Here is a 19,606-nt window from a genome sequence, read left to right as displayed (position 1 = left end):
CTATAATTCTTCTATCGCGCCATCCTTCAGGAAGGTGTTCGTAAGTTTCTTCGGTAAGCCTTTGAAGATAAAGTAACTGATGAGCACCGTCACTAGTTTGTCCGGCACATCCACAACGATGCTGTCCAGGAAAGAAGCCAGCCATTGCGGTTGCCCATTCGAAATCAGCAAAGCGTAGAGGGCATCTCCCCAGACATTACCGGTCTGTCCGCCCCAAAAGAGGATGTTCAAAGGCGTCGAGACTGTGGCCGCAACCACACCTATGATCAAACCTGCCAACAGCACTGTTTTGATGTCCTTGAACCAGCCTTTAGCGGCAAACAGACCCGCCATCAAACCGATGACTGCACTGGTGACCGCATACACTGTCGAAATCGGATCGGCCGTCACGCCGTAGATGACGTTGTTGATGATCCCGGAAGCGGCACCGATTACCGGACCCGCCAACATACCGGACAATACCGTTCCGATCGAATCCAACCAAAGCGGCAGACGCAATACGCCCGCGATGTATTTGCCGAGATAATTGATCCCAATCGCGATCGGAATCAATACGATGGAAGCCGTTGACAACTTGTAGCTCAGTTTGTTTTTTGTTTCTGCATTCATTTTATTCTCCTCCTTTTGCCTGATGCCATGCATGGAAAGCGGATAATGCCAGTTTGATTTGATTCTGTTCCCCTTGCTTGGTGGCCGCTTCTCCTGAAACGAATTGACGGACACCTTCTTCCATCCCTTCATCCGGCCCAACGACGACATTCAGCAGCGATGCGGTCTTCAATCCCCTCAGCGCCCCAACAACAAACAACGTGGCTGTTTCCATATCCGACCCGATGATGCCGTTGCCGCTCCAATAAGCAGTAAGCTGCTCTTCACGGGCGGTATAGAAACTGTCGTGGCTGCGGACAATCCCCAAACGATGAGGGATCCGCTCCGTTTCCGCGATTGACCGCAGATAAATCAACAAATCCAGATCGGCAACGGCGGGATATGCGGAATCGACATAGGCCTTGCTGGCGCCATCATCCCGGACTGCTGCCGTTGCGATGATCACATCGCCCAGATGCACTGCCGGATGCAAGGATCCGCAGCTGCCGATGCGGATGATCCCTTCTATTCCGATCCTTGTCAACTCTTCGATGGCTATTGCTGTGGATGGTCCGCCGATCCCAGAGGAAATGACCAGAACCTTCATTCCTTGATAGGTCCCCAGAACACTCTTGTACTCACGGTTGAACGCCAAATCGACAGGGTCATCCAACAGCAGTTTCACTCTTTCCACGCGGGCTGGATCACCCGGCAACAGCGCATATTTCACATCCAGATCGGCTGGTAATTGAATGTGCGCCTGCAGTGTTTGTTCCATTTCTCCACCTTCCTTTTCGCAATGATCGACTCCGGAACAGCCCGACAAAACTTCAAGATACTGATACCCATTATGAGTTCAGTATAGCATAGAGCCCAACGTCTGGCACCGGATAACCCTTGATGGAAAACAGCCTTCCCGGTGCACAAAAAGAAGCAGTCTCTTTTTTAATTAGAGCTGCTTCTTATGTTTTCTCTTAGTTGTTTCCCTCATTGGACGAACAGCGCCGCTAGTGGGATCAACCCGACCATCACGACACCGGAAACGACCATCGCCAGGCTGCTCATGGCGCCCTGCAGTTCGCTCGCTTTCAATGATTCGGCAGTCCCCATGGCATGGGAAGCCGCACCCAAAGCCAACCCTTTCGCGATTGGTTCTTCGATCCTGAAGATGCTGAAAATCATTCCGGAAACCACCGTCCCGAAAATGCCGGCGAAGATGACCCCAGCCACTATGATGCCCGCGACCCCGCCGATCAGTTCGGTCGTATCCAGCGCGATGGCCATCGTGCTCGAGCGCGCCAATGTGGAAATGGTCGTGATTTCGCTCATTCGAAGAATCAGAGCCAAGCTGATGATCGTGACCAGACCGCTTATCATCCCCGCCAGACAACTGATCAATACGACCCAGCTGTTCTCGCGTAAAATCTTGAATTGCCGATAAACCGGAACAGCTAGGCATATCGTTGCCGGCGTCAGGAGATCGGACAATACTTGCGCACTTTTTTGAAAAACGACAACTTCGACATCCAGGACAAGAATCAAGACCATCACCAGGATCGTCCCGATCAGCAAAGGGTTCATGAATGCATAGGGATATTTTTTGTTCAGCTTCAAGCCGATCATGAAGGCCCCTAAGCTGATGAACAAGCCGAGATATTTTGTCGTTTCCAGCAGATGATCAACCATTCCCGCCAGCCTCCTTTGCTTTCTTCCTTCTTATCAATCCTTGCGCCAAAAGCCCGGTTGTCGCCAAAATCACGATGGTGGAGCCGATGTTGACGGCTACCCAGCTGAGGAAGTTTTCGGCGATCTGCCCGTAGGACGTGATGAGCCCGGCACCGCTCACGACGAACAGCGCAGGCATAATGCCCAACAGCAGATTGGCGGCACTTTCCACTTGCTTGAGCTTCAACACTCCTGTCATCAGCAACAGGAACAGCAGCGACATGCCGTAAATGCTGGCCGGAATGGGCAGCGGAATGAAGATGGCCAGCAATTCGCTTAAGGCCGAAATTGCAATGATGACGGTAAATTGTTTTAAATAGTGCATAATGGAGCGGCTCCTTCCTTGTCTAAAGTAATCTGGAATTCTATTGTTAATCATAGCAGCCCAAGCCGAATTGAAAAGATGCATTGTGACAAAAGCACAAATTAAGTTGTTCTAGTTGCTCAAAGCTTAAAGCGACAGCCGGACTGGCTTTCTTTAGCAAGCGTACTTTTTCACTATCCAGTATACCGGCTTCCGGTTCAAAACGATATATCCCGCAACCCAAAATTCTGCTTTCCGGATCGTTATAAACCTGTTACGCGATACATACGCAGACCGAATGATGTATAATAAGCCGTGCAGTAAATGAACAAGGACAGAAAGAAGGCGGAAATAAATGAACTTAGAAAAATTGATTGAAAAGATTGAAGCGTTCAAAGCAAGTCATCCCGAAGGTACGTTTGAATTCCTTGTGCAACCGCAAAGGGATTTGGATGATCTGTTTGCCGAGCTACTGATACTGGATGTAGCAACAGATGCAGATGGCAACCCGGAAGCCCGCGCCGAGGAAGCTTTGCTCACATTGGAAAACCCGTCAAATGATGAACTAGCTATGCTTGAAAGCATCGCCGAAGCTTTAAAAACATATCTATAATATGTCAAAAAAACTCCCCAAAGTGCCTGCAACAGTGCAGAGCTCTTCAGGGAGTTTTGTTTATTGTTTCAGGTTTCAATCGGAAACCGATCATTTACAGTGCCGATTCCAGCTTACGCTTTACTGTTGGTTTCGCGCAGTTCATCCAACGGAGCGCTACGGTCTCCATTGTTGCGGCTAGCCGAATCAAATAAGGAGCTTACCGTCGTCAGGTTCGTTTTGTTTCCCAATTTCGCTTTAAAAAATAGCAACGTCAAAAGATACCCGATCAGACATGAAACGATTACCAGATAGAATATGTAGTCGAAATTCTGAAAAGTATCCAGCAACAGGCCTGAACTACCCACACCCAAAACAGCACCTATTCCGTATGCTGTAAATACGACACCATAATTTTCGCTGTAGTGCTTCGGCCCGTACATATTATTAGTGGCAGTCGGCGCTATTGCCAACCACCCCCCAACATTGAACCAAAATATGGAAAAAGCGATGAAAAATAAAACGATACTGCCATTTTTTGCCAGCAACATCAAAGATGCTGCCAGGATGATTTGAGCATAGGAAAAGAGCATCGCTTTCTTTGCCGACAGCCTGTCCGTCAGCCATCCGAACACGGGACGCCCGACTCCATTGAACACTGCAAACATGGATATAAACAGCACTACATCCTTTTGCGCCATCCCTATCAATTCAATGCCGATGTTGCTTGTCAACCCTATCATCATCAGTCCAATCATCGTTCCGATAATAAAATTGAAATACAGCCCCTTGAAGTTAGCGGATCTGACCATTTCGGCGCTATCCATATCATTCTCCTTCGACTCTGCCCCGAGGACTTTCTCATCCCCGACGCAATCCGCTTCAGGATACTTGAATGGCATTGCCAACACGGGCAACAGCACTCCAAAGACGACTCCCAATATGAGGAATGTTTGCGTCACTCCGTATTGTTCGACCAACGCCCTAGCAATCGGCGCTGTAAGCAACGGCGAGAGTCCAAATCCGAGTAGCACCAGCCCAATCACGATACCCTTTTTTTCCGGGAACCATCTAGTCACTACCGTCAGCGGAGCTCCATAAGCAATCCCGACCCCCGCGCCACTGATCACACCATACGCAATAGTCAACGTCTGAATATTCGGGGCGAATGCCGATAAAATCCAGCCGACAGAAACCAAGAGGGTCCCTGTCAGTATGGTCTTGCGCGGACTCCAATCCTTAAAAAACCTCCCGGTCAAAAACATGAACAGCGAGTAAAACAATAGCGCCGTCATGTAGGGTAATCCACTTTGGGCAGTCCCGACATCATACAACACCTCCACCGGCAGACGGAAAACACTCCAGGAATACACCGTCCCAAGTGCCATCATAATCACCAGTCCCAAAATTACATACAGCCACCTTGCCTTTGACATCACTTGCTTTTCTACTCTCATTTTCTGTTGCATCTGCATCCCTGCCTTCTTTCCTTATAATTTCCGGATAAATTCCCTTACTGACATGCCGATCTGCAAAAAAAAACCAATAACAAGCCCCCTGCGGAGTACTTATTATTGGCTTACGCGTCGACTGGCTGTTTGCCTTTCGTTGCATCTTCCGTATTCACTTAATCAATTTTTCTATATCTTGGTCGACAACTATTGCGATGATTTTTTCGCCCGTCTTGGTGCTGACGTCGGAATAGGTACTTACGATATTCACATCAAGCACTGTTTTGATTGTCGTTTCGAGTTCTTTACGCGCATTCTCAAACAATGCGGTTCGAGCATTTTTTATCATCTGGATTCCACCTGGATTCTTGGCCAAGTTTTTCTCAGATATACTCAGGAAACCATTCAGTCTTATCAAGATCAAATCCTGAAAGATAACGGTCCGTATTTTCTCCGGTCCCCTACCCATTTGTTCAATTTCAAACTTACTGATCGCTTCGCTCAATTTCGATTCGATTTGTCCTTTTGTCATTGAACTTCCCGTGTATGCCATGCGCTTCAACCCCTAAATCATCTGAAAGTTGGGAAACGTTTCTTACAGCCAAAACTATAGCACACCGATATATTGTCGTCAACAAGTATCCCTTTGCCCTGAAAAGGGCAGGCACCGCAACTGATGGAGAAGATTTGAAAATCCAACTACAGCAAAAAACTCCCCTGATGGCCTATAGCGGCTACGGGGAGTTTTTTGGTCAATAAGGTTTCAATTGAAAGATAGGGCTATTCGGCTGCTACCGCTGCCGGTACTGCGTCAATAGAAGAAAACGTCCCGATCGGCAGATGATCGTTCAAGAGTTCCGATTCAGGACTCAAAGCAACCTTCTGTTTCACGCCGGTTGTCCAGTAAAGTGCCATGATCGCAACAGTTGCAACCAGACCGACCAAGTAAGTGGCCGTCTGCAGCCCCATCCGGAATCCGATCGGCTCGCTCAGGATATAGACGACACAGGCATAAAGCATGAATGTTGCAGGCAATAAGGTAACCAGGTAATTTTTATTTTTAAGATACAAGTAACGCGTCGACATCAGCAAAGCGATGACGGCTGTGACTTGGTTTGCCCAGTTGAAGTATCTCCAGATCAGGTTGAAATCCACTTTAGTAAGGAAGAACGAGATGACAAACAACGGGATCGTCATCATCAGGATCTTTTTCATTGAATCCTGTTTGATGCTCATGTAGTCAGCCAAGATTGTGCGCAGACTTCTGAAGGCGGAGAGGCCAGAAGAGATCGGCAAGACGATGACGCCGATGATGGCGACCGTACCGAAGACATTACCCAATAACATAGTGGAAACTTGGTTGACGACAGCTGATGGTGTTCCGGCATCGATCATTTGGCTTAATGTTTGGCCATCGAACAGGGCCATGGAAGCTCCAGCCCAGATCATGGCGATGACGCCCTCTGCGATCATCATGCCGTAAAAAAGGAAGCGGCCTTCCCGCTCGTTCGTCGACGTCCGGGAAACCATCGGAGCTTGGGTCGCATGGAAACCGGAAATGGCGCCACAAGAAATCGTAAAGAAGATTGCCGGGAATATCGGCGTGCCTTTCGGATGGAAATTCTGCATAGCGCCCATCGTCAATTCCGGCAGATTATGGCCGCCCGTCAATAAGCTGATGCCGATTGCGATCGTGCTGATGATCAGGACCGCGCCGAACCAAGGGTAGACTTTGCCCATCGCCTTGTCGATCGGCAGGATGGTTGAGATGAGATAGTAAGCGAAAATCAACAGGGTAATGATACCGATCGTCATCCAATCGGGTGTGATGCTGGCAATCAGGTTGGCGGGTGAAGTGACAAACACGGTTGCAACCAACATCAACAGCAGCATGGCGAAGATGTTGACGATATGCTTGACCGGTTTGCCCAGATATTTGCTGGTCAATTCCGGCAAGTGCGCGCCGTCGTTCCGCAAGGAAATCATCCCGACCATATAATCGTGGACGGCTCCTCCGAAGATGCAGCCGACGATGATCCAGATGTAGGCGACCGGTCCGTAAAGCGCTCCCATTATCGGTCCGAAAATAGGACCTGTCCCGGCAATATTCAACAGTTCAATGATGGCATTTTTTGATTTTGACATCGGGACAAAGTCATATCCGTCCTTCAGTGCTTCAGCGGGAGTCGTTCTTTCCGGATCGATGGAAAAGTTCTTTTCGATGTAGCGCCCATAAGTAAAGTAACCCAGAACCAATAAGGCGATTCCTCCAAGTAAAGTAAGCATCTTTTTTCCTCCTTCAAAATAAATGTGCGGCCAACACGTTCTTTCTATGCCCTTACTTTACTGGAGAATAAGAACCTTTTGGGTCATTTACGGCCGAAACGACAAAACTGCAGGCCGAGTTGCACGCCTGCAGTCCTGAAATTCATTCACTTTTTGATCAGATACCTACTTTTTCCTTAAATTCCTTCATATAAGAACGGCTGACGGGTATCTTCAAGCCGTTGCTCATCGTCAGTTGGAATGTATGGTTGAACCATGGCTGGATTTCCTTTATTTCCTTCAGATTGATGAGGAAGGCGCGATGAACCCTCAGGAAAGGATGCCCATCGATTTTTTTCTCGAGCGCACTGAGCGGTTCATGAATGATGTAGGTCATATTTTTCGTATAAATGGTCGTTTCGCCGTTCTCGACTCCGATTGCGATGATTTCCGGGACCTGCAGCATATAGATACGTTCATCCATCTGGATGGGCAAGACCTGCAGTCCTATATCCTTCTGCTTCGGTACTTCCACTTCTCCGACCTGTTGCTTGCGGTACTGTCCGTAGGCTTTTTTGACCGCTTGCTGGATCCGCTCCATTTCAAAAGGCTTCAGGACGTAATCGGTCGCATTCAGTTCAAACGCTTTGACGGCATAATCATCATAGGCCGTAGCAAAAATGATCATCGGCGGTTTCTTCAGTTTATTGATTTTGCCAGCCAACGATAGGCCGCTCTCATTAGTCAGGTGAATGTCCAAAAAGATCAGATCCACAGGGTCCTCAAGCATCGCTCCCAGCGCTTCTTCGATCGAATCCGCTTGGGCGATGGCGCTCACGCCTTCGCATTTCCCAAGCAGGTAAGCCAGTTCATCCCTTGCCAATGGTTCGTCATCCACAATCAATACCCGCATACTCATCCCTGCCTTTCTTGATAAGGTACCGTGCAGTACACGGTCGTCCCTGTTGGTGAAGATACAAAATGCAGTTTGGCTGATTCGCCGAAAAGGCTGATCAGCCGTTTATTCAAGTTCTCCAATGCCGATCCTGTGCCTTCCTGGGACGGTACTGCTTCTTTTCCCAATTTCTCCAGACGCTCGGAATCGATGCCTTCCCCATTATCCCGGACGGAAATGAAGACCCCATCGGGACTGCTTCTCACGTCGATCCATACCCGATTGTCGGTTTTCCTGCTGCCGAAAGCATGCTTGAACGCATTCTCCAACAGAATCTGGATCAGGAAGGGCGGCAACAGCACTTCCTCCATGCCTTCCTCGACGGAAATGTCGACTTGGTAGCGATCAGGGAAACGGGCCTGCTCCAACGAACGGTAGGCTTCCACTTGCGCGAGTTCCTTCATCAACGGAATCAAGTTGGTGCGGGCCCCCTGCAGATTGGCACGGAAAAAGTTGCTGAGCTGGATCAGCAGCCTGCGCGCCTTCTCGCTGTCGACCCGGATCAAAGCAGAGACCGTATTAATGGCATTGAAGAAGAAATGCGGATTCACTTGCGCCTGCAAGGACTTGATTTCGGCATCCTGGAGCAGTTTGCTCTGAAGTTCGATTTCGCCCAATTCGATCTGGCTGGAGAAAATATTGCCTAACCCTTCCGCCAGCTGCCTTTCAACAAAGGTCAGCTTCGTGGCATCCGTGAAGTACAATTTCAAGGTACCGATCGTTTTTCCCTGAGCTTTCAACGGAATGACAAGCGCCGCTTCCAAGGGACAGCCCGGATGGTTGCAGCCGATTTCGTCGTGGGAATGGACTTCCCTGATTTCACCAGTCCGCAGCACTTCTTTGGACAATTCGGTCAATATTTCATTCGAAGCGATGTGGTGGTCGCTGGCCGCGCCGACATAGGCCAAAATCCGATCGGTGTTCGTGATGCTGACAGCGGACACTTTCATCAATTGTTGGATGATTTTTGCCGCTTCCGTGCACGAAGCTTCGTTCATGCCGGAACGGAAATAAGGCATCGTTCGGTTCGCCAATTGGAGCACATCATGCGTCTGCACCGCTTTCGTCTGTTCGACTTGACGCAGCGTGGAGCCGATGATGGAAAGGAAAATGCCGGTCCCCATGCTGTTGACGAGAATCATCGGAAACGCAATGAATGTCACCAGATCCCAAGCAGCCTGAAGATCGCGGCTCAAGACCAGGATGCTGAGCATTTGGACTCCTTCCGTTATGGCTCCTATCATAAAGCCTTCTTTAATCGTCGGATAGGTATTTTTCCGCATCGTTTTGGCGCCGTACAGGCCGGAAATGAGCCCGATCAAGATCGAAGAAATGACGTAAATATAAGCCTCTTCCCCGCCTTGGAAGAAGCGGATGATGCCCGAGATGATGCCGACAGATGTGCCGACCAACGGCCCGCCGATCAAGCCGGCGACGCCGATCGTGAGCACCCGCGTGTTCGCCAAGGATGCGCCTTCCGAAAGCTTCATCAGCACCTGATCGGATACGATGCGGTCCTGGCTGATCTCAACGCCTGTGTAGTTCGAGATGACGGCGAAGATGCCGAATACGACTATCAGCGTCAATTTGGTGCTCAAGCGTTGGCGTTCGCCCAATTCGTCCCTGAAATAATGGACATTCATCAGAAGATAGGCCAAAATGATGATCAGTCCGACCCGCTCCAATATCAAAATGAATAAATTAAACATGGCCGCTCCTCTCCGAAAAATGGTTATCTTCAGTTTACACCAGAAACAACTGATTTGCGCACAAAAAACGATAGCCCAGGCTTTGCGCTTCGGGCTATCGTTCCTTTATCAAGCTGTCAGAAATTATCCGCGATCCGCTGGAATTGGCGATGCAGCTCGTCCATCACCACAAAGCGTGCTTCACGGATCATCTCTTTGCCTTCAACGAACAACAGCAATGCCGGAACGGTGAAGACGGTGAATTCGCCCGCTACTTCCGGGATGTCATCGGCGTTCGCTTGGATCGCTTTGATTGCCGGGAATTCTTCCAGCATTTCCTGCACTTGCGGTTGGACCGCATGGCAGACGCCACAGTTCGTCCTGGAAATATAAACAAACGCCAATTTGTTAGCAGCGATGAAGTGACGGATTTCTTCTATCGAAGTTGCTTGTTGAAAATTATTTGGATAAAACACAGATTGACCTTCTTCCTCTTTCATTTTTTGTCATTATAGCACGTGAATCGGAATAAGTCCGTTTTGCGGATTTTACAGCACTGTCGGAAGAAAATCCCTTTGCGCTTCGGATACCCTTCTTATTTGAACTTGCTCTATGAAAACGTTATACTGAAAACAAAAAAGGTGGTTTTTCAGATGATGTTCGAACTCAGAATTACGCTTTTGGATGTCGGCACACCGGTTTGGCGGGATATACAATTGGATGACGACACCACTTTCTCCGATTTGCATTTCATTCTTCAAAGTGCATTCAATTGGTCCGATCTCCACCCTCATACTTTCAGGTTTGCCTCGCCGCATAAAGATGAATTGGCAGAAACCGATCGTCTTCGGGACCACATTCAAGGAAAAGACGATAAAATCATCTACACGTATAACATGGAAGAAAACTGGGAACATGAAATCGTCCTGCAAAAAGCATTTGAAGCGAAGGCGGACGTGCTCTATCCCCGTTGCGCGCGCGCAGAGAATCTGGCGCCTGAGGAAGACCATACCCGGTTGGACATCACGGACGGCACATTGGACCTTGCGTATACAGATTCCGGGGAAATCGCAAAAGCAATCAATGAAGAATTGGCCTACCTGAACGTCAGCGGCCTTGGCGAAGGACTGCCGGGGCTCGATGAAGATGAATGGATAGCTTTGGATGATGACGAAGATGAATGGGAAGATGACGGCGGCCATCTGTGAGAAGCAAAAAAAGCATCTCCTACGCTCGAATATGAGCGCAGGAGATGCTTTTTTTGTGTTTATTGAGCAGTTTCTGTGATCGACTTGGTTGCTGTTTTTTTCTTATAGACAAGATCCAGGATCAGACCTGCAGCCGCAACCACAATCGCGACATAGAAAGCTTTGGTGAAGTCACCGTTGTTTGCAGCAGCGATACCCGCTGTTACTTTAGGTGCAACGAAAGCGGATGTCGAGTAACCGATGAACACGATACCGTAGTTGACGCCTTGGAATCTCGGTCCGAAGTTATCCATGACTAATGAAGGGAACACGCCCATCACACCGCCGAAGCATAGGCCTAAACCAACGATTCCTAGTGTAAAACCGAAAATCGATTTGACGAAAATAAGGATCAAGAAAGTAAGAATGATGACACTGTACATAATGCTGATAGTCGTTGGTTGGCCAAGTTTGTCCGAAACAGCTCCCCAGATAATACGACCCATCGTATTACTTAACGAATACACGCTGACATATACTGCTGCCGCTGCTGCGGATAGGCCGAACATGGATTGTCCGATCGGTGAAGCATTTGAAGCGATCATCAAGCCTGAGAAAGCTCCCATCGCGAACATCAGGATGATCAGATAGAATTTTGGATCCTGCAGCATTTCTTTCCAGTTCTTGTTTACGACCGGTTTATTCGCTGCTGCAGTAGCCGCTGCGTTCATATTTTTTGGCATGTAATCTTTCGGTGCAACCTTGATGAAGAGGCTGCAAGTAAAGCTGATGATGGCATAGGCGATACCCATCCGCACGAAAGTGTCGGCAACACCAATACTTTGGATCAATTGGTTCGCGATCGGAGCTGCGATGATGGCCGCTCCGCCCATACCTGCTGTGATCAATCCGGAAGCCAAACCTTTTTTATCCGGGAAGAAACGGATCGTGTTGCTTAGGCAGCCTGAGTAAGCGAAACCTTGTCCGAAACCGGCCATCAAACCATAGTAGACGTACAATTCAGTCAAAGTTGTTGCTGTACCCGCCAAAGCAAAACCAACACCGAACAATACCGCTCCGGCCATCGTGCTCCATTTTGACCAACCTTTGTCAGTCAAGAAGCCGCCCAAGATCATCGGAATCGGCCCTAAAGCCGCGTTGATCGCGAAGGCCACCATGACCTCAGCCATTGTCCAACCTCTTGCAGCAGACAACGGTCCTGCCAATACGCTGAAAGCATAAACTGCACCCGTACACATCAAGATACCCATAGAGCTGATCAAGACAGCCCAACGATTAATTTCCTTTTTCATCAATAACACTCCCTTATTTTCCATTCGCCATGACGATGTTTTTTAGTTCTCCCCAATTTTCGCGGAACATGCCTTCGTTCATCACTTTCAGATCATCGGCAATGACCGGTTTGAAGCCCATTTGTCCCAAAATATCTTTTTCAAGATCGACACCAGGAGCGATTTCGATCAAGCGCAATTTGCCTTTCTCAAGGTCGAATACCGCACGTTCAGTCACATACAATACTTCCTGCTCCACTTCGGACGCATACTCCCCGCTGAAAGTCACTTGTTCGACTTCAGATACGAATTTCTTCGCTTTGCCTTCCTGGATGATCGTCAGACGGCCATCTTTGACCTCCTGCTGCAAACCGCCGGCAGTAAAGGTTCCTGCGAACACCAATTTTTTGGCAGCTTGGGAAATATTGATGAATCCGCCGCAACCAGCGACACGGTTTCCGAACTTGGATACATTCACGTTTCCGCAGGCATCGGTCTGGGCCAGTCCCAACACGGATAAGTCCAAGCCGCCACCATCATAGAAGTCGAATTGCGCATGATGATCCATGATTGCTTCACTGTTGAAGGCATGTCCGAAATCCCGCAATCCTGCCGGAACGCCGCCGATCGAACCTGCTTCGGTCGTCAACACCAATTGATCGCTGATGCCTTCTTCGGCACCGACTGTCGCGACATTAACCGGAATCCCTACGCCAAGGTTCAGGACAGCGGAAGGAACCAACTCCATCGCTGCACGACGGGCGATAACTTTACGGGCATCCAACGGAAGTGCCGTTACAGCATCCAATGGTACTTTTGTGTCTCCGGAGAAAGCTGGATTGTACTCAGTGTTTTCTGTTTGGAATTGATTGCCTGGCTGTGCCACGACAATGTAGTCGACCATGATGCCCGGTACTTTTACGTCTTTAGGATGCAGCGTGCCTGCAGCCGCCAACGTTTCAACCTGAGCGATCACGATCCCGCCTGAGTTTTTGACTGCTTGAGCTACCGGAAGGACTTCCATGTGCAAGCCTTCTTTTTCAAGCGTCAAGTTGCCTTTTTCATCGGCTACCGTTCCGCGGATCAGGCCGACATTGATAGGGAAAGTCGGGTAGAATAACCATTCTTCGTTTTCGATTTCAACCACTTTGACGATATCCTCGGTCGTGCGCGGCGAAAGCTTGCCGCCTTCCAGACGCGGATCAACGAAGGTGCGCATGCCGACTTTAGTGAACAAGCCCGGACGTTTTGCGGCGATTTCACGGTACAATTGGGTGATAACCCCTTGCGGAAGGTTGTAGGCTTCGCATTTGTTCTCGACGATCAAATCACTGATCTGCGGAGAAGCACTGACGATCCCGCCGATCCAACGTTTGATCAGACCTTCGTGCGCCAAATGGCTCATCCCTTTCGTGCGGCGATCCCCTACAGCACTCGCATGGATGACTGTCAGATTGTTCGGATGGCCTTCCGCTTTAAAGCGATCTTCGATGGAAATAGCCATTTCTTCATTTACACAGGCCAAACCGAATCCGGTCAACGCCACTGTGCTGTTGTCTTTGATCAATTTTGCCGCTTCCGCAGCTGTGATTACTTTTGTCATAAGTGTACCCTCCTGTTTGCTCGTTCATTCACATAAGTAAGTAAGAAAAGCGGGACAAGCCCGCTCTGCCTCGAAAGAAATTTAGGAAATCTGGCCCTGAATGAGCATCGTAGAGCGCAATGGGTCAGATTTATCTAATTTCCGAGAGGCAGGCTTGGACCGCTAGCCATTATTTTAGATGCATAAAACATTTTACAAATCCGTGAAACACCTACGGTGATGCACTTTTATATTGAAAATATTTTATATTTCCTAATATTTAAGAAAAAAGCTCAGTCTTACTCTGAGCTTTTCAGTTTTGATTAATAAGCGATCTTCAATGATCCTGCGATTGCTTCAGCATCCTTGAATAAAGTTTCGATGATTTCTTTAGCAGGACGGATATCACGGACCATACCGGTGATTTGGCCGGCCATAACCGATCCGTTCTCGACATCGCCTTCATAGACGGCTTTGCTCAATGAGCCCAAAGATAATTCTTCCAATTCATCACGGGATGCATTGTTGTTTTCCAGTTCCTGGAATTTCGCAAGCATCTTGTTTTTGATGGAACGGACAGGCGCTCCATTGCGGCGTCCAGTGACGACCGTAGCTGTATCATCAGCATCCAATACCGCTTGTTTGAATGTAGCTGGAACCGGGCATTCTTCAGCAGATAAGAAAAGTGTCCCCACTTGGATTCCTTGAGCACCCATTGCATACATCGCAACGACCCCACGGCCGTCACCGACTCCGCCGGCTCCCAACACAGGGATATTGACCGCGCTGACTACTTGCGGCACTAAGCACATGGTTGTTGTTTCGCCGACGTGTCCGCCCGCTTCTGTTCCTTCAGCTACGATTGCATCCGCGCCCAAAGCTTCCATTTTTTGTGCATGTTTCACGGAAGCGACTACCGGAATGACTTTGATGCCGGCTTCTTTGAATTTCGGCATGAATGGTTTCGGTGTGCCCGCTCCAGTCGTCACGACTTTGACGCCTTCTTCAATCACGACATCAACCAATTCCGGACAATTGCGCATCATCAGCATCAAGTTGACGGCAAACGGCTTGTCCGTCATCGTTTTGCATTTTTGGATCTCTGCACGCAATTGCTCTGCTGTCATCCCGCCTGAAGCGATGATGCCGAGTCCGCCTGCATTTGAAACGGCAGAAGCGATATCAGCCGTTGCGATCCGGGCCATTGCTCCTTGAAAAATAGGATATTTTATTCCTAGCATTTCGCATAATGTTGTCATCTTGTTTTTCCTTCTTCCTTGAATTGTGAGTGATGAGTCTGTAGGCTTGGCTGAAATTGCCGTTCCGTTTGCTCACCTTTTCTCTTTATGATTGCATTATAGAATTTATCTGAACTATTGTGAAATAGTAATCTTCAATGGTTTATCATAACCGTTTGGTTATATAAAATAGTTTGATCCGGAATATAAAGCTCGTTATTATTGATTTTACGAACAAACATAATACACCTCCTTTTTGAGATAATGTATTTTTTTCATATCTTTTTTGTTCTGAATAGATATCATTTTCATAACCTATATATTATAATTGTGATTATTTTATCTTTCACAATCATAAAGTGAGGTACAATAACGCTTGCAATTATTAATCGTTTTCCAGTATAACCAACAGTAGAACATCGCGATCGAAAGGATGACAAAAAATGATGCAACAGACCACTATCATTGCCTATCTGGATGCCATCGTCAGTGAAGGGACCTTCACTCAGGCGGCAAAGTCTCTATATATTTCCCAGCCTTACCTCAGCAAAACCATCACAAAATTGGAAGAGGAACTGCAAACCAAATTGGTCGAGCGCAATCGGACTCCGATGGAATTGACCTATGCCGGTGAAAGGTTCCTGACGCATATGAAAAAGATGCAGAACCAGTACGAGGATATGGTCAACGAATTGACCATGATCACCAATCTGAAGTACGGCCGCATCCGTATCGGCGTCCATCCGATCATGGGTTCTTTTCTGCTTCCTTTGATTCTGCCGAAGTTCCATGAAAAATATCCAGGCATCGTCCTGAAAATCATGGAACAGGACGCCAAAACGACGGAAATGGATCTGCTGGAAAACAAAGTCGATCTGTATCTGGGCATGATGCCGATCCATAATGAACAGCTTTCCTACACGATGCTCGCGGAAGACAAATGGTGCGTCATCGTTCCGGACACAAGCCCGCTGTATCAGCCCGGCTTGAAGGAAATCGAAAAATTCCCTTATCCTTTGAACTTGCTGAAGAACGAAAAGTATGTGCTGACTACTTCCCAATCCGGGATCCGTAAACAGGCCAACGAATTCCTGAAGCATCTGGACATCAAGGCTGATATCGTCATGGAAACGCAGAACATTTCAACCGCAGCGGCTCTTGCAAGGAAGGGCATGGGACTGACCTTTTTGCCGAAGAGTGCGCTCAACAACAGCGAATTGATGGACAGCTACAATATTTTCTATATCGAAACCAGCATTGTCCGCACCCGTTATTTCATCGCCTACAGCAAAGAAAAAACCCTTTCCTCAGTCGACCTGGCTATGATCGATATGGCAAAGGAACTTATGAAAGCCTACAGCGACAGCATTTGATCATTGCCGTCTGCATCAGCGAAAAGACGCCTCTTATTCTGTTCGGAACCATATCATTTGGCCTTCAGCAACAGAAGTTGTATCATCAAAGTGAGCAAAGAAGATTTTCCACACTTTGCGCTCAAGAGCGGATACTTACCCATAGGAGGGGTTATCATGGATAAATTATCAAAAGATGACAATCATTCTATCGATGCCACTTGGTTGACCGAAGAACCCTATCTTGATATCATTCCCGAAGATCCCCCTCAAGAAACCGAAATCCTTTACTGCCAATGCAAGAAGCCATCGAGCGTTTATCAGGAAAGCAACGATCTTGGCCACTGGCTGAAATGCGGAGACTGCAATCGCGTCATCAAAGGTTCGTTCGAAGCGGCAAAGCCTTATTGACCCAAACAAAAAAATCAAAAAGGAGCAAGGGAATGCGGAATGCCGCACTCACTTGCTCCTTTTTGATTCCTGACATGAAAAAAAACACCAGAGATCAGTCTGGTGTTCCGGCGTTTGTTGCTTTCAAGTTCTTGATATCCAAAAACTTTTGGCAGAGTTTATCCAATTCCTGCTCCATCACAGCACTCGTCTCAGGTGAATAACTGAGCATTTTTGCTGGATTGGATACCAGATCCAGAACGGAATCGGGAACCACTTTGTCGCCTTCGACATGGACAGCGATTTGTGGGTAGTAGTTCGTTGTTCCGCAGCATGCTGAGACAAGATAGGCGATTTCGTAATGCTCGTTGCCCTTGTCGCGGATACGGAAATAGCCATCGCCGATGAATTCCTTTTCCGGTCCAAAATTAGCCAATATCAGTTCCAAATCCTTCTTTTCCATTGAGAAAACCCCTTTTCTTCGTGAATCAACCAAAATGATCATTTGCTTAAAAAACGTGAACACAGGCCTGTACTTCAACACTTGCCCGCACTTTTTCCTTCAAGGATAGTATACCACTCCATGACAGTTTTGCACATCCGCCGTGAAATAGATGAAACCTATATTTCTGGTATTTTCCCAAGCCCCCTTCCTCGTTTGGAGGGAGTGCTTCTGTTAAGACTAACCCAAGTTGCTATGATAAAATAAACTTGTAAGCGCTGACTGAATAAAAACAGAAACGGGGTATTCCAGATGACAGAAACAAAATTATCGAAATTGAGGATCACTGGCCAATCACACCAAGGCATCACCACTACGGTGAAGGTCCGTAACCTGCCTGAATTTTTCGTAGACGAATCGGAACGGATGGGCGGCGACAACAAAGGGCCGAATCCGTTGGAATATCTTTTAAGTTCGCTGGCAGGCTGCACCTCGATCATTGCCTATTATGTAGCCGAACAACAAGGGCTCTCTTACAGAGGTCTGACGTTTACCGTCGAAGGCACCTTTGATCCGCGCGGTTTTGCCGGGGAAGATGATATCCGGACCTACTTCCAGGAAGTCACGCTCATCAACCATATCGAGACCGATGAGACCGATGAAGCCATCGAGAAACTGGCGGCTGAAGTCGAAAGAAGATGCCCCGTTTACAACCTCATGCTGGATGCGGGCGTCGACATGTCAACCCAGTGGATCCGGACCAATTAAAAAAATCAGAAAAGCGGAACGGGTTCATTCAGCCCTGAAAGAAATTTAGGAAATCGAGCCATGCAACGTTTCCTACGGTCACCTTGTACTGGGACTCTAAGGGATGAATCCCTAAGACTCCCATGCAACTGAGCATCGTAGAGCGCAATATGCTGAGAGACTTCCTGCATCAGCAGGTTAGTCGAATAGTATCCTTGGCTCGCAGAGACAAGGGGTTCCTTTCTCCTTTCCGAAGGGCTTACCCGTGAAGCTAGCCATCTAACTTGATTGCATGAAACATTTTGCGAATCTATTAAACAACTACGGTGACGCACTTTCGGATTCAAAATATTATATATTATGAAAAAATCCCATCAGCCTGCCAAACAAGGCCTGATGGGATTTTTTTGTCGTTACATCTACTTGAATTCTCTCAGCTTGTTTTCACTCGGAACCATGTGGCTCGTATAATTTTCGATTTTGAACGTCAGCCGTTCCATCGCCTGCTGCATCACATCGATCCGTTCCTGCAGTTCATGCTGTTGTTCGACCAACAGATCCATCCTTGCCGGAACAGTCTCTTCTCCGCTGCGGAAGAGTGCGAGATATTCGATCAAGGATTCGATCGATAAGCCCGCATTGCGCATCTGGCGACTGAAGGCGATCCACTTCAGATCTTCTTCATCGAATTCACGGACCCCGTTTTCATTTCTTTTTATCGGCGGAATCAGACCGATCCTCTCATAGTAGCGGATCGTATCGGCCGATACACCCGTTTCCTCGCTGGCTTTCTTTATGTTTATCATCTCGTCCATCCTTTCGGCATCAAAACCTGTCCTGACTGTTACCCTCAGTTATATCCTACACCTTGGAGTGGGCTCCAAGTCAAATGGAATTTCCAGGCAAATGGGCGGGGCCCGCCTCGACAAGCTTTCAGCCTTGCAACGCAAGCAACTGCAGGATTGTATGCGACACCGCGTCCTCATCATTCGACCTTCCCGTGGTGAATGCCGCAGTATCCTTGATGATTGGATAAGCGTTCCGCACAGCGAAGCTGTACCTGCCGCTCTTCATCATTTCGACATCATTCATCCCGTCACCGAACACCATCGTTTCTTCCGGGGTGACCTGCAGCAGCTCCTGCAGATGGGCTACCGTACTCCCTTTATGCACGTTCAAGTCGGTGATGTCCAGCCAAGCTTTCTCCGAAGCAACGATATGCGCGCGGTCACGAAAAGCAGCCAATTTTTCAGCAGTCCCGATGCACCGTTCTTGCATATCACGGACCGTGATTTTTATGAAATCATCCTCGATGGCTCCGAAATCCGCTACCGTGATCACTTTCTTGTAGGATCTCCTGACAGCCGCGGATTCTTCAGGCGACAGATCATTTTTGATCATGGCGGCTTCCTTCGTGCAGGCGATCAGCGTATGCCCAAGCTGCATCTCCTCCAATTCGCGCAGGATGGCCAGGCCTGTCGTATTCTCCAACAACGATTCGTAGACGACTGTGCCGTTGCGTTTGATCCGGGAAGCACTGTCCCCGAGAATCCAAAAATCAGCAGCATCCTCGCCGAATATTTCTTCGACACGCTCACTCTGCTTGCCCGTACAAGGCGCGAAAACGACTCCTTTTTCCGCCATCATCTGCTTGACCTGCTTGAAAAGTTCCCTGTTGAAATCCCCTTGGCTGTTCAAAAAAGTACCATCCATATCCGTCAAAATCAACTTGATCATCCAGTGTCCTCCGTTCCGATAAATTTCTCCCTCCATTATCGCATACTTTCCGGTCCACAACAGTCCGTATG

Annotated in this window: 21 protein-coding genes; 5 read left to right on the top strand and 16 right to left on the bottom strand. The window is 48.2% G+C overall.

Translation table 11 applies throughout. The features are described from left to right. The 4 genes from BM184_RS08560 to BM184_RS08545 form a co-directional block, all read right to left on the bottom strand. Nucleotides 1-609, bottom strand: coding sequence for an ECF transporter S component (locus BM184_RS08560; RefSeq protein WP_086943347.1), 609 nt, complete (start codon nucleotides 607-609; stop codon nucleotides 1-3). 1 nt (nucleotide 610) lies between these two features. Next, nucleotides 611-1,366: a nucleoside phosphorylase gene (locus BM184_RS08555; protein ID WP_086943346.1), complete on the bottom strand. Its 756-nt coding sequence runs from the start codon at nucleotides 1,364-1,366 to the stop codon at nucleotides 611-613. A gap of 209 nt (nucleotides 1,367-1,575) precedes the next feature. Then, nucleotides 1,576-2,274 (bottom strand): LrgB family protein, encoded by a 699-nt coding sequence (locus BM184_RS08550; RefSeq protein WP_086943345.1) that lies wholly within the window; start codon nucleotides 2,272-2,274, stop codon nucleotides 1,576-1,578. Then, nucleotides 2,267-2,638 carry a CidA/LrgA family protein gene (locus BM184_RS08545; protein WP_177208603.1) on the bottom strand — a complete coding sequence of 124 codons (372 nt, stop codon included), beginning with the start codon at nucleotides 2,636-2,638 and terminating at the stop codon, nucleotides 2,267-2,269. Before BM184_RS08545 ends, BM184_RS08550 begins: the two co-directional genes overlap by 8 nt. A gap of 334 nt (nucleotides 2,639-2,972) precedes the next feature. Between BM184_RS08545 and BM184_RS08540 the strand changes: the two genes are divergently transcribed. After that, nucleotides 2,973-3,230, top strand: coding sequence for a hypothetical protein (locus tag BM184_RS08540; protein WP_086943343.1), 258 nt, complete (start codon nucleotides 2,973-2,975; stop codon nucleotides 3,228-3,230). 113 nt (nucleotides 3,231-3,343) lie between these two features. Here the strand turns inward: BM184_RS08540 and BM184_RS08535 are convergent, their stop codons facing one another. The 6 genes from BM184_RS08535 to BM184_RS08510 form a co-directional block, all read right to left on the bottom strand. Beyond that, on the bottom strand, nucleotides 3,344-4,678 hold the full coding sequence (locus tag BM184_RS08535; protein WP_218151011.1) for an L-lactate MFS transporter: 1,335 nt from the start codon (nucleotides 4,676-4,678) through the stop codon (nucleotides 3,344-3,346). Nucleotides 4,679-4,832: 154 nt separating this feature from the next. Beyond that, on the bottom strand, nucleotides 4,833-5,213 hold the full coding sequence (locus tag BM184_RS08530; RefSeq protein ID WP_198143327.1) for a Na-translocating system protein MpsC family protein: 381 nt from the start codon (nucleotides 5,211-5,213) through the stop codon (nucleotides 4,833-4,835). A gap of 227 nt (nucleotides 5,214-5,440) precedes the next feature. Then, the gene (locus BM184_RS08525; RefSeq protein ID WP_086943341.1) at nucleotides 5,441-6,946 is read right to left on the bottom strand and encodes a carbon starvation CstA family protein; all 1,506 of its coding nucleotides are present in this window, start codon (nucleotides 6,944-6,946) and stop codon (nucleotides 5,441-5,443) included. 157 nt (nucleotides 6,947-7,103) lie between these two features. Then, complete coding sequence (locus BM184_RS08520) at nucleotides 7,104-7,838, bottom strand: LytTR family transcriptional regulator DNA-binding domain-containing protein (RefSeq protein ID WP_086943340.1); 735 nt, start codon at nucleotides 7,836-7,838, stop codon at nucleotides 7,104-7,106. A gap of 2 nt (nucleotides 7,839-7,840) precedes the next feature. Continuing rightward, a complete protein-coding gene (locus BM184_RS08515) occupies nucleotides 7,841-9,589 on the bottom strand; it encodes a sensor histidine kinase (protein WP_086943339.1) in 1,749 nt (582 codons plus the stop codon). 116 nt (nucleotides 9,590-9,705) lie between these two features. After that, a complete protein-coding gene (locus BM184_RS08510; protein WP_245830745.1) occupies nucleotides 9,706-10,044 on the bottom strand; it encodes a thioredoxin family protein in 339 nt (112 codons plus the stop codon). 177 nt (nucleotides 10,045-10,221) lie between these two features. Between BM184_RS08510 and BM184_RS08505 the strand changes: the two genes are divergently transcribed. Continuing rightward, nucleotides 10,222-10,776, top strand: coding sequence for a plasmid pRiA4b ORF-3 family protein (locus tag BM184_RS08505; RefSeq protein ID WP_143091129.1), 555 nt, complete (start codon nucleotides 10,222-10,224; stop codon nucleotides 10,774-10,776). Between the two features lie 59 nt (nucleotides 10,777-10,835). Here BM184_RS08505 and BM184_RS08500 read toward each other — a convergent pair whose 3' ends face one another. The 3 genes from BM184_RS08500 to BM184_RS08490 all read right to left on the bottom strand — a co-directional run bounded on the left by BM184_RS08500 (nucleotide 10,836) and on the right by BM184_RS08490 (nucleotide 14,888). Next, complete coding sequence (locus BM184_RS08500; protein WP_086943336.1) at nucleotides 10,836-12,068, bottom strand: L-lactate MFS transporter; 1,233 nt, start codon at nucleotides 12,066-12,068, stop codon at nucleotides 10,836-10,838. A 13-nt stretch (nucleotides 12,069-12,081) separates the two neighbouring features. Beyond that, nucleotides 12,082-13,650: an acyl CoA:acetate/3-ketoacid CoA transferase gene (locus tag BM184_RS08495; protein WP_086943335.1), complete on the bottom strand. Its 1,569-nt coding sequence runs from the start codon at nucleotides 13,648-13,650 to the stop codon at nucleotides 12,082-12,084. Nucleotides 13,651-13,952: 302 nt separating this feature from the next. Next, complete coding sequence (locus BM184_RS08490) at nucleotides 13,953-14,888, bottom strand: nitronate monooxygenase (protein ID WP_086943334.1); 936 nt, start codon at nucleotides 14,886-14,888, stop codon at nucleotides 13,953-13,955. A gap of 422 nt (nucleotides 14,889-15,310) precedes the next feature. Between BM184_RS08490 and BM184_RS08485 the strand changes: the two genes are divergently transcribed. Then, on the top strand, nucleotides 15,311-16,240 hold the full coding sequence (locus tag BM184_RS08485) for a LysR family transcriptional regulator (protein WP_086943333.1): 930 nt from the start codon (nucleotides 15,311-15,313) through the stop codon (nucleotides 16,238-16,240). A gap of 156 nt (nucleotides 16,241-16,396) precedes the next feature. Then, entirely contained in the window at nucleotides 16,397-16,630 is a 234-nt protein-coding gene (locus BM184_RS08480) for a hypothetical protein (protein ID WP_086943332.1), read from the top strand. 94 nt (nucleotides 16,631-16,724) lie between these two features. On the opposite strand, the gene BM184_RS08475 is transcribed toward BM184_RS08480, so the two are convergent. Then, nucleotides 16,725-17,072 (bottom strand): hypothetical protein, encoded by a 348-nt coding sequence (locus tag BM184_RS08475; RefSeq protein WP_086943331.1) that lies wholly within the window; start codon nucleotides 17,070-17,072, stop codon nucleotides 16,725-16,727. 291 nt (nucleotides 17,073-17,363) lie between these two features. Here BM184_RS08475 and BM184_RS08470 point away from each other — a divergent pair, with 291 nt between their 5' ends. Beyond that, the gene (locus BM184_RS08470) at nucleotides 17,364-17,819 is read left to right on the top strand and encodes an OsmC family protein (RefSeq protein ID WP_086943330.1); all 456 of its coding nucleotides are present in this window, start codon (nucleotides 17,364-17,366) and stop codon (nucleotides 17,817-17,819) included. Nucleotides 17,820-18,217: 398 nt separating this feature from the next. On the opposite strand, the gene BM184_RS08465 is transcribed toward BM184_RS08470, so the two are convergent. Together BM184_RS08465 and BM184_RS08460 are read right to left on the bottom strand one after the other, a co-directional pair. Beyond that, nucleotides 18,218-18,601 (bottom strand): MerR family transcriptional regulator, encoded by a 384-nt coding sequence (locus tag BM184_RS08465; protein WP_177187609.1) that lies wholly within the window; start codon nucleotides 18,599-18,601, stop codon nucleotides 18,218-18,220. Nucleotides 18,602-18,731: 130 nt separating this feature from the next. Further along, nucleotides 18,732-19,535: an HAD-IIB family hydrolase gene (locus BM184_RS08460; protein ID WP_086943328.1), complete on the bottom strand. Its 804-nt coding sequence runs from the start codon at nucleotides 19,533-19,535 to the stop codon at nucleotides 18,732-18,734. Nucleotides 19,536-19,606 lie beyond the last annotated feature (71 nt).

The sequence above is a fragment of the Trichococcus pasteurii genome (assembly GCF_900112935.1).
GTDB classification, from domain to species: Bacteria; Bacillota; Bacilli; order Lactobacillales; family Aerococcaceae; genus Trichococcus; species Trichococcus pasteurii.
This window is presented reverse-complemented; position numbering and strand designations above follow the sequence as displayed.

Bases quoted from the DNA above. Each gene is read 5' to 3' on its own strand.
- BM184_RS08560 (WP_086943347.1), bottom strand. From the start codon at position 609: ATGAATGCAGAAACAAAAAACAAACTGAGCTACAAGTTGTCAACGGCT.
- BM184_RS08555 (WP_086943346.1), bottom strand. From the start codon at position 1,366: ATGGAACAAACACTGCAGGCGCACATTCAATTACCAGCCGATCTGGAT.
- BM184_RS08550 (WP_086943345.1), bottom strand. From the start codon at position 2,274: ATGGTTGATCATCTGCTGGAAACGACAAAATATCTCGGCTTGTTCATC.
- BM184_RS08545 (WP_177208603.1), bottom strand. From the start codon at position 2,638: ATGCACTATTTAAAACAATTTACCGTCATCATTGCAATTTCGGCCTTA.
- BM184_RS08540 (WP_086943343.1), top strand. From the start codon at position 2,973: ATGAACTTAGAAAAATTGATTGAAAAGATTGAAGCGTTCAAAGCAAGT.
- BM184_RS08535 (WP_218151011.1), bottom strand. From the start codon at position 4,678: ATGCAACAGAAAATGAGAGTAGAAAAGCAAGTGATGTCAAAGGCAAGG.
- BM184_RS08530 (WP_198143327.1), bottom strand. From the start codon at position 5,213: ATGGCATACACGGGAAGTTCAATGACAAAAGGACAAATCGAATCGAAA.
- BM184_RS08525 (WP_086943341.1), bottom strand. From the start codon at position 6,946: ATGCTTACTTTACTTGGAGGAATCGCCTTATTGGTTCTGGGTTACTTT.
- BM184_RS08520 (WP_086943340.1), bottom strand. From the start codon at position 7,838: ATGCGGGTATTGATTGTGGATGACGAACCATTGGCAAGGGATGAACTG.
- BM184_RS08515 (WP_086943339.1), bottom strand. From the start codon at position 9,589: ATGTTTAATTTATTCATTTTGATATTGGAGCGGGTCGGACTGATCATC.
- BM184_RS08505 (WP_143091129.1), top strand. From the start codon at position 10,222: ATGATGTTCGAACTCAGAATTACGCTTTTGGATGTCGGCACACCGGTT.
- BM184_RS08500 (WP_086943336.1), bottom strand. From the start codon at position 12,068: ATGAAAAAGGAAATTAATCGTTGGGCTGTCTTGATCAGCTCTATGGGT.
- BM184_RS08495 (WP_086943335.1), bottom strand. From the start codon at position 13,650: ATGACAAAAGTAATCACAGCTGCGGAAGCGGCAAAATTGATCAAAGAC.
- BM184_RS08490 (WP_086943334.1), bottom strand. From the start codon at position 14,888: ATGACAACATTATGCGAAATGCTAGGAATAAAATATCCTATTTTTCAA.
- BM184_RS08485 (WP_086943333.1), top strand. From the start codon at position 15,311: ATGATGCAACAGACCACTATCATTGCCTATCTGGATGCCATCGTCAGT.
- BM184_RS08480 (WP_086943332.1), top strand. From the start codon at position 16,397: ATGGATAAATTATCAAAAGATGACAATCATTCTATCGATGCCACTTGG.
- BM184_RS08475 (WP_086943331.1), bottom strand. From the start codon at position 17,072: ATGGAAAAGAAGGATTTGGAACTGATATTGGCTAATTTTGGACCGGAA.
- BM184_RS08470 (WP_086943330.1), top strand. From the start codon at position 17,364: ATGACAGAAACAAAATTATCGAAATTGAGGATCACTGGCCAATCACAC.
- BM184_RS08460 (WP_086943328.1), bottom strand. From the start codon at position 19,535: ATGATCAAGTTGATTTTGACGGATATGGATGGTACTTTTTTGAACAGC.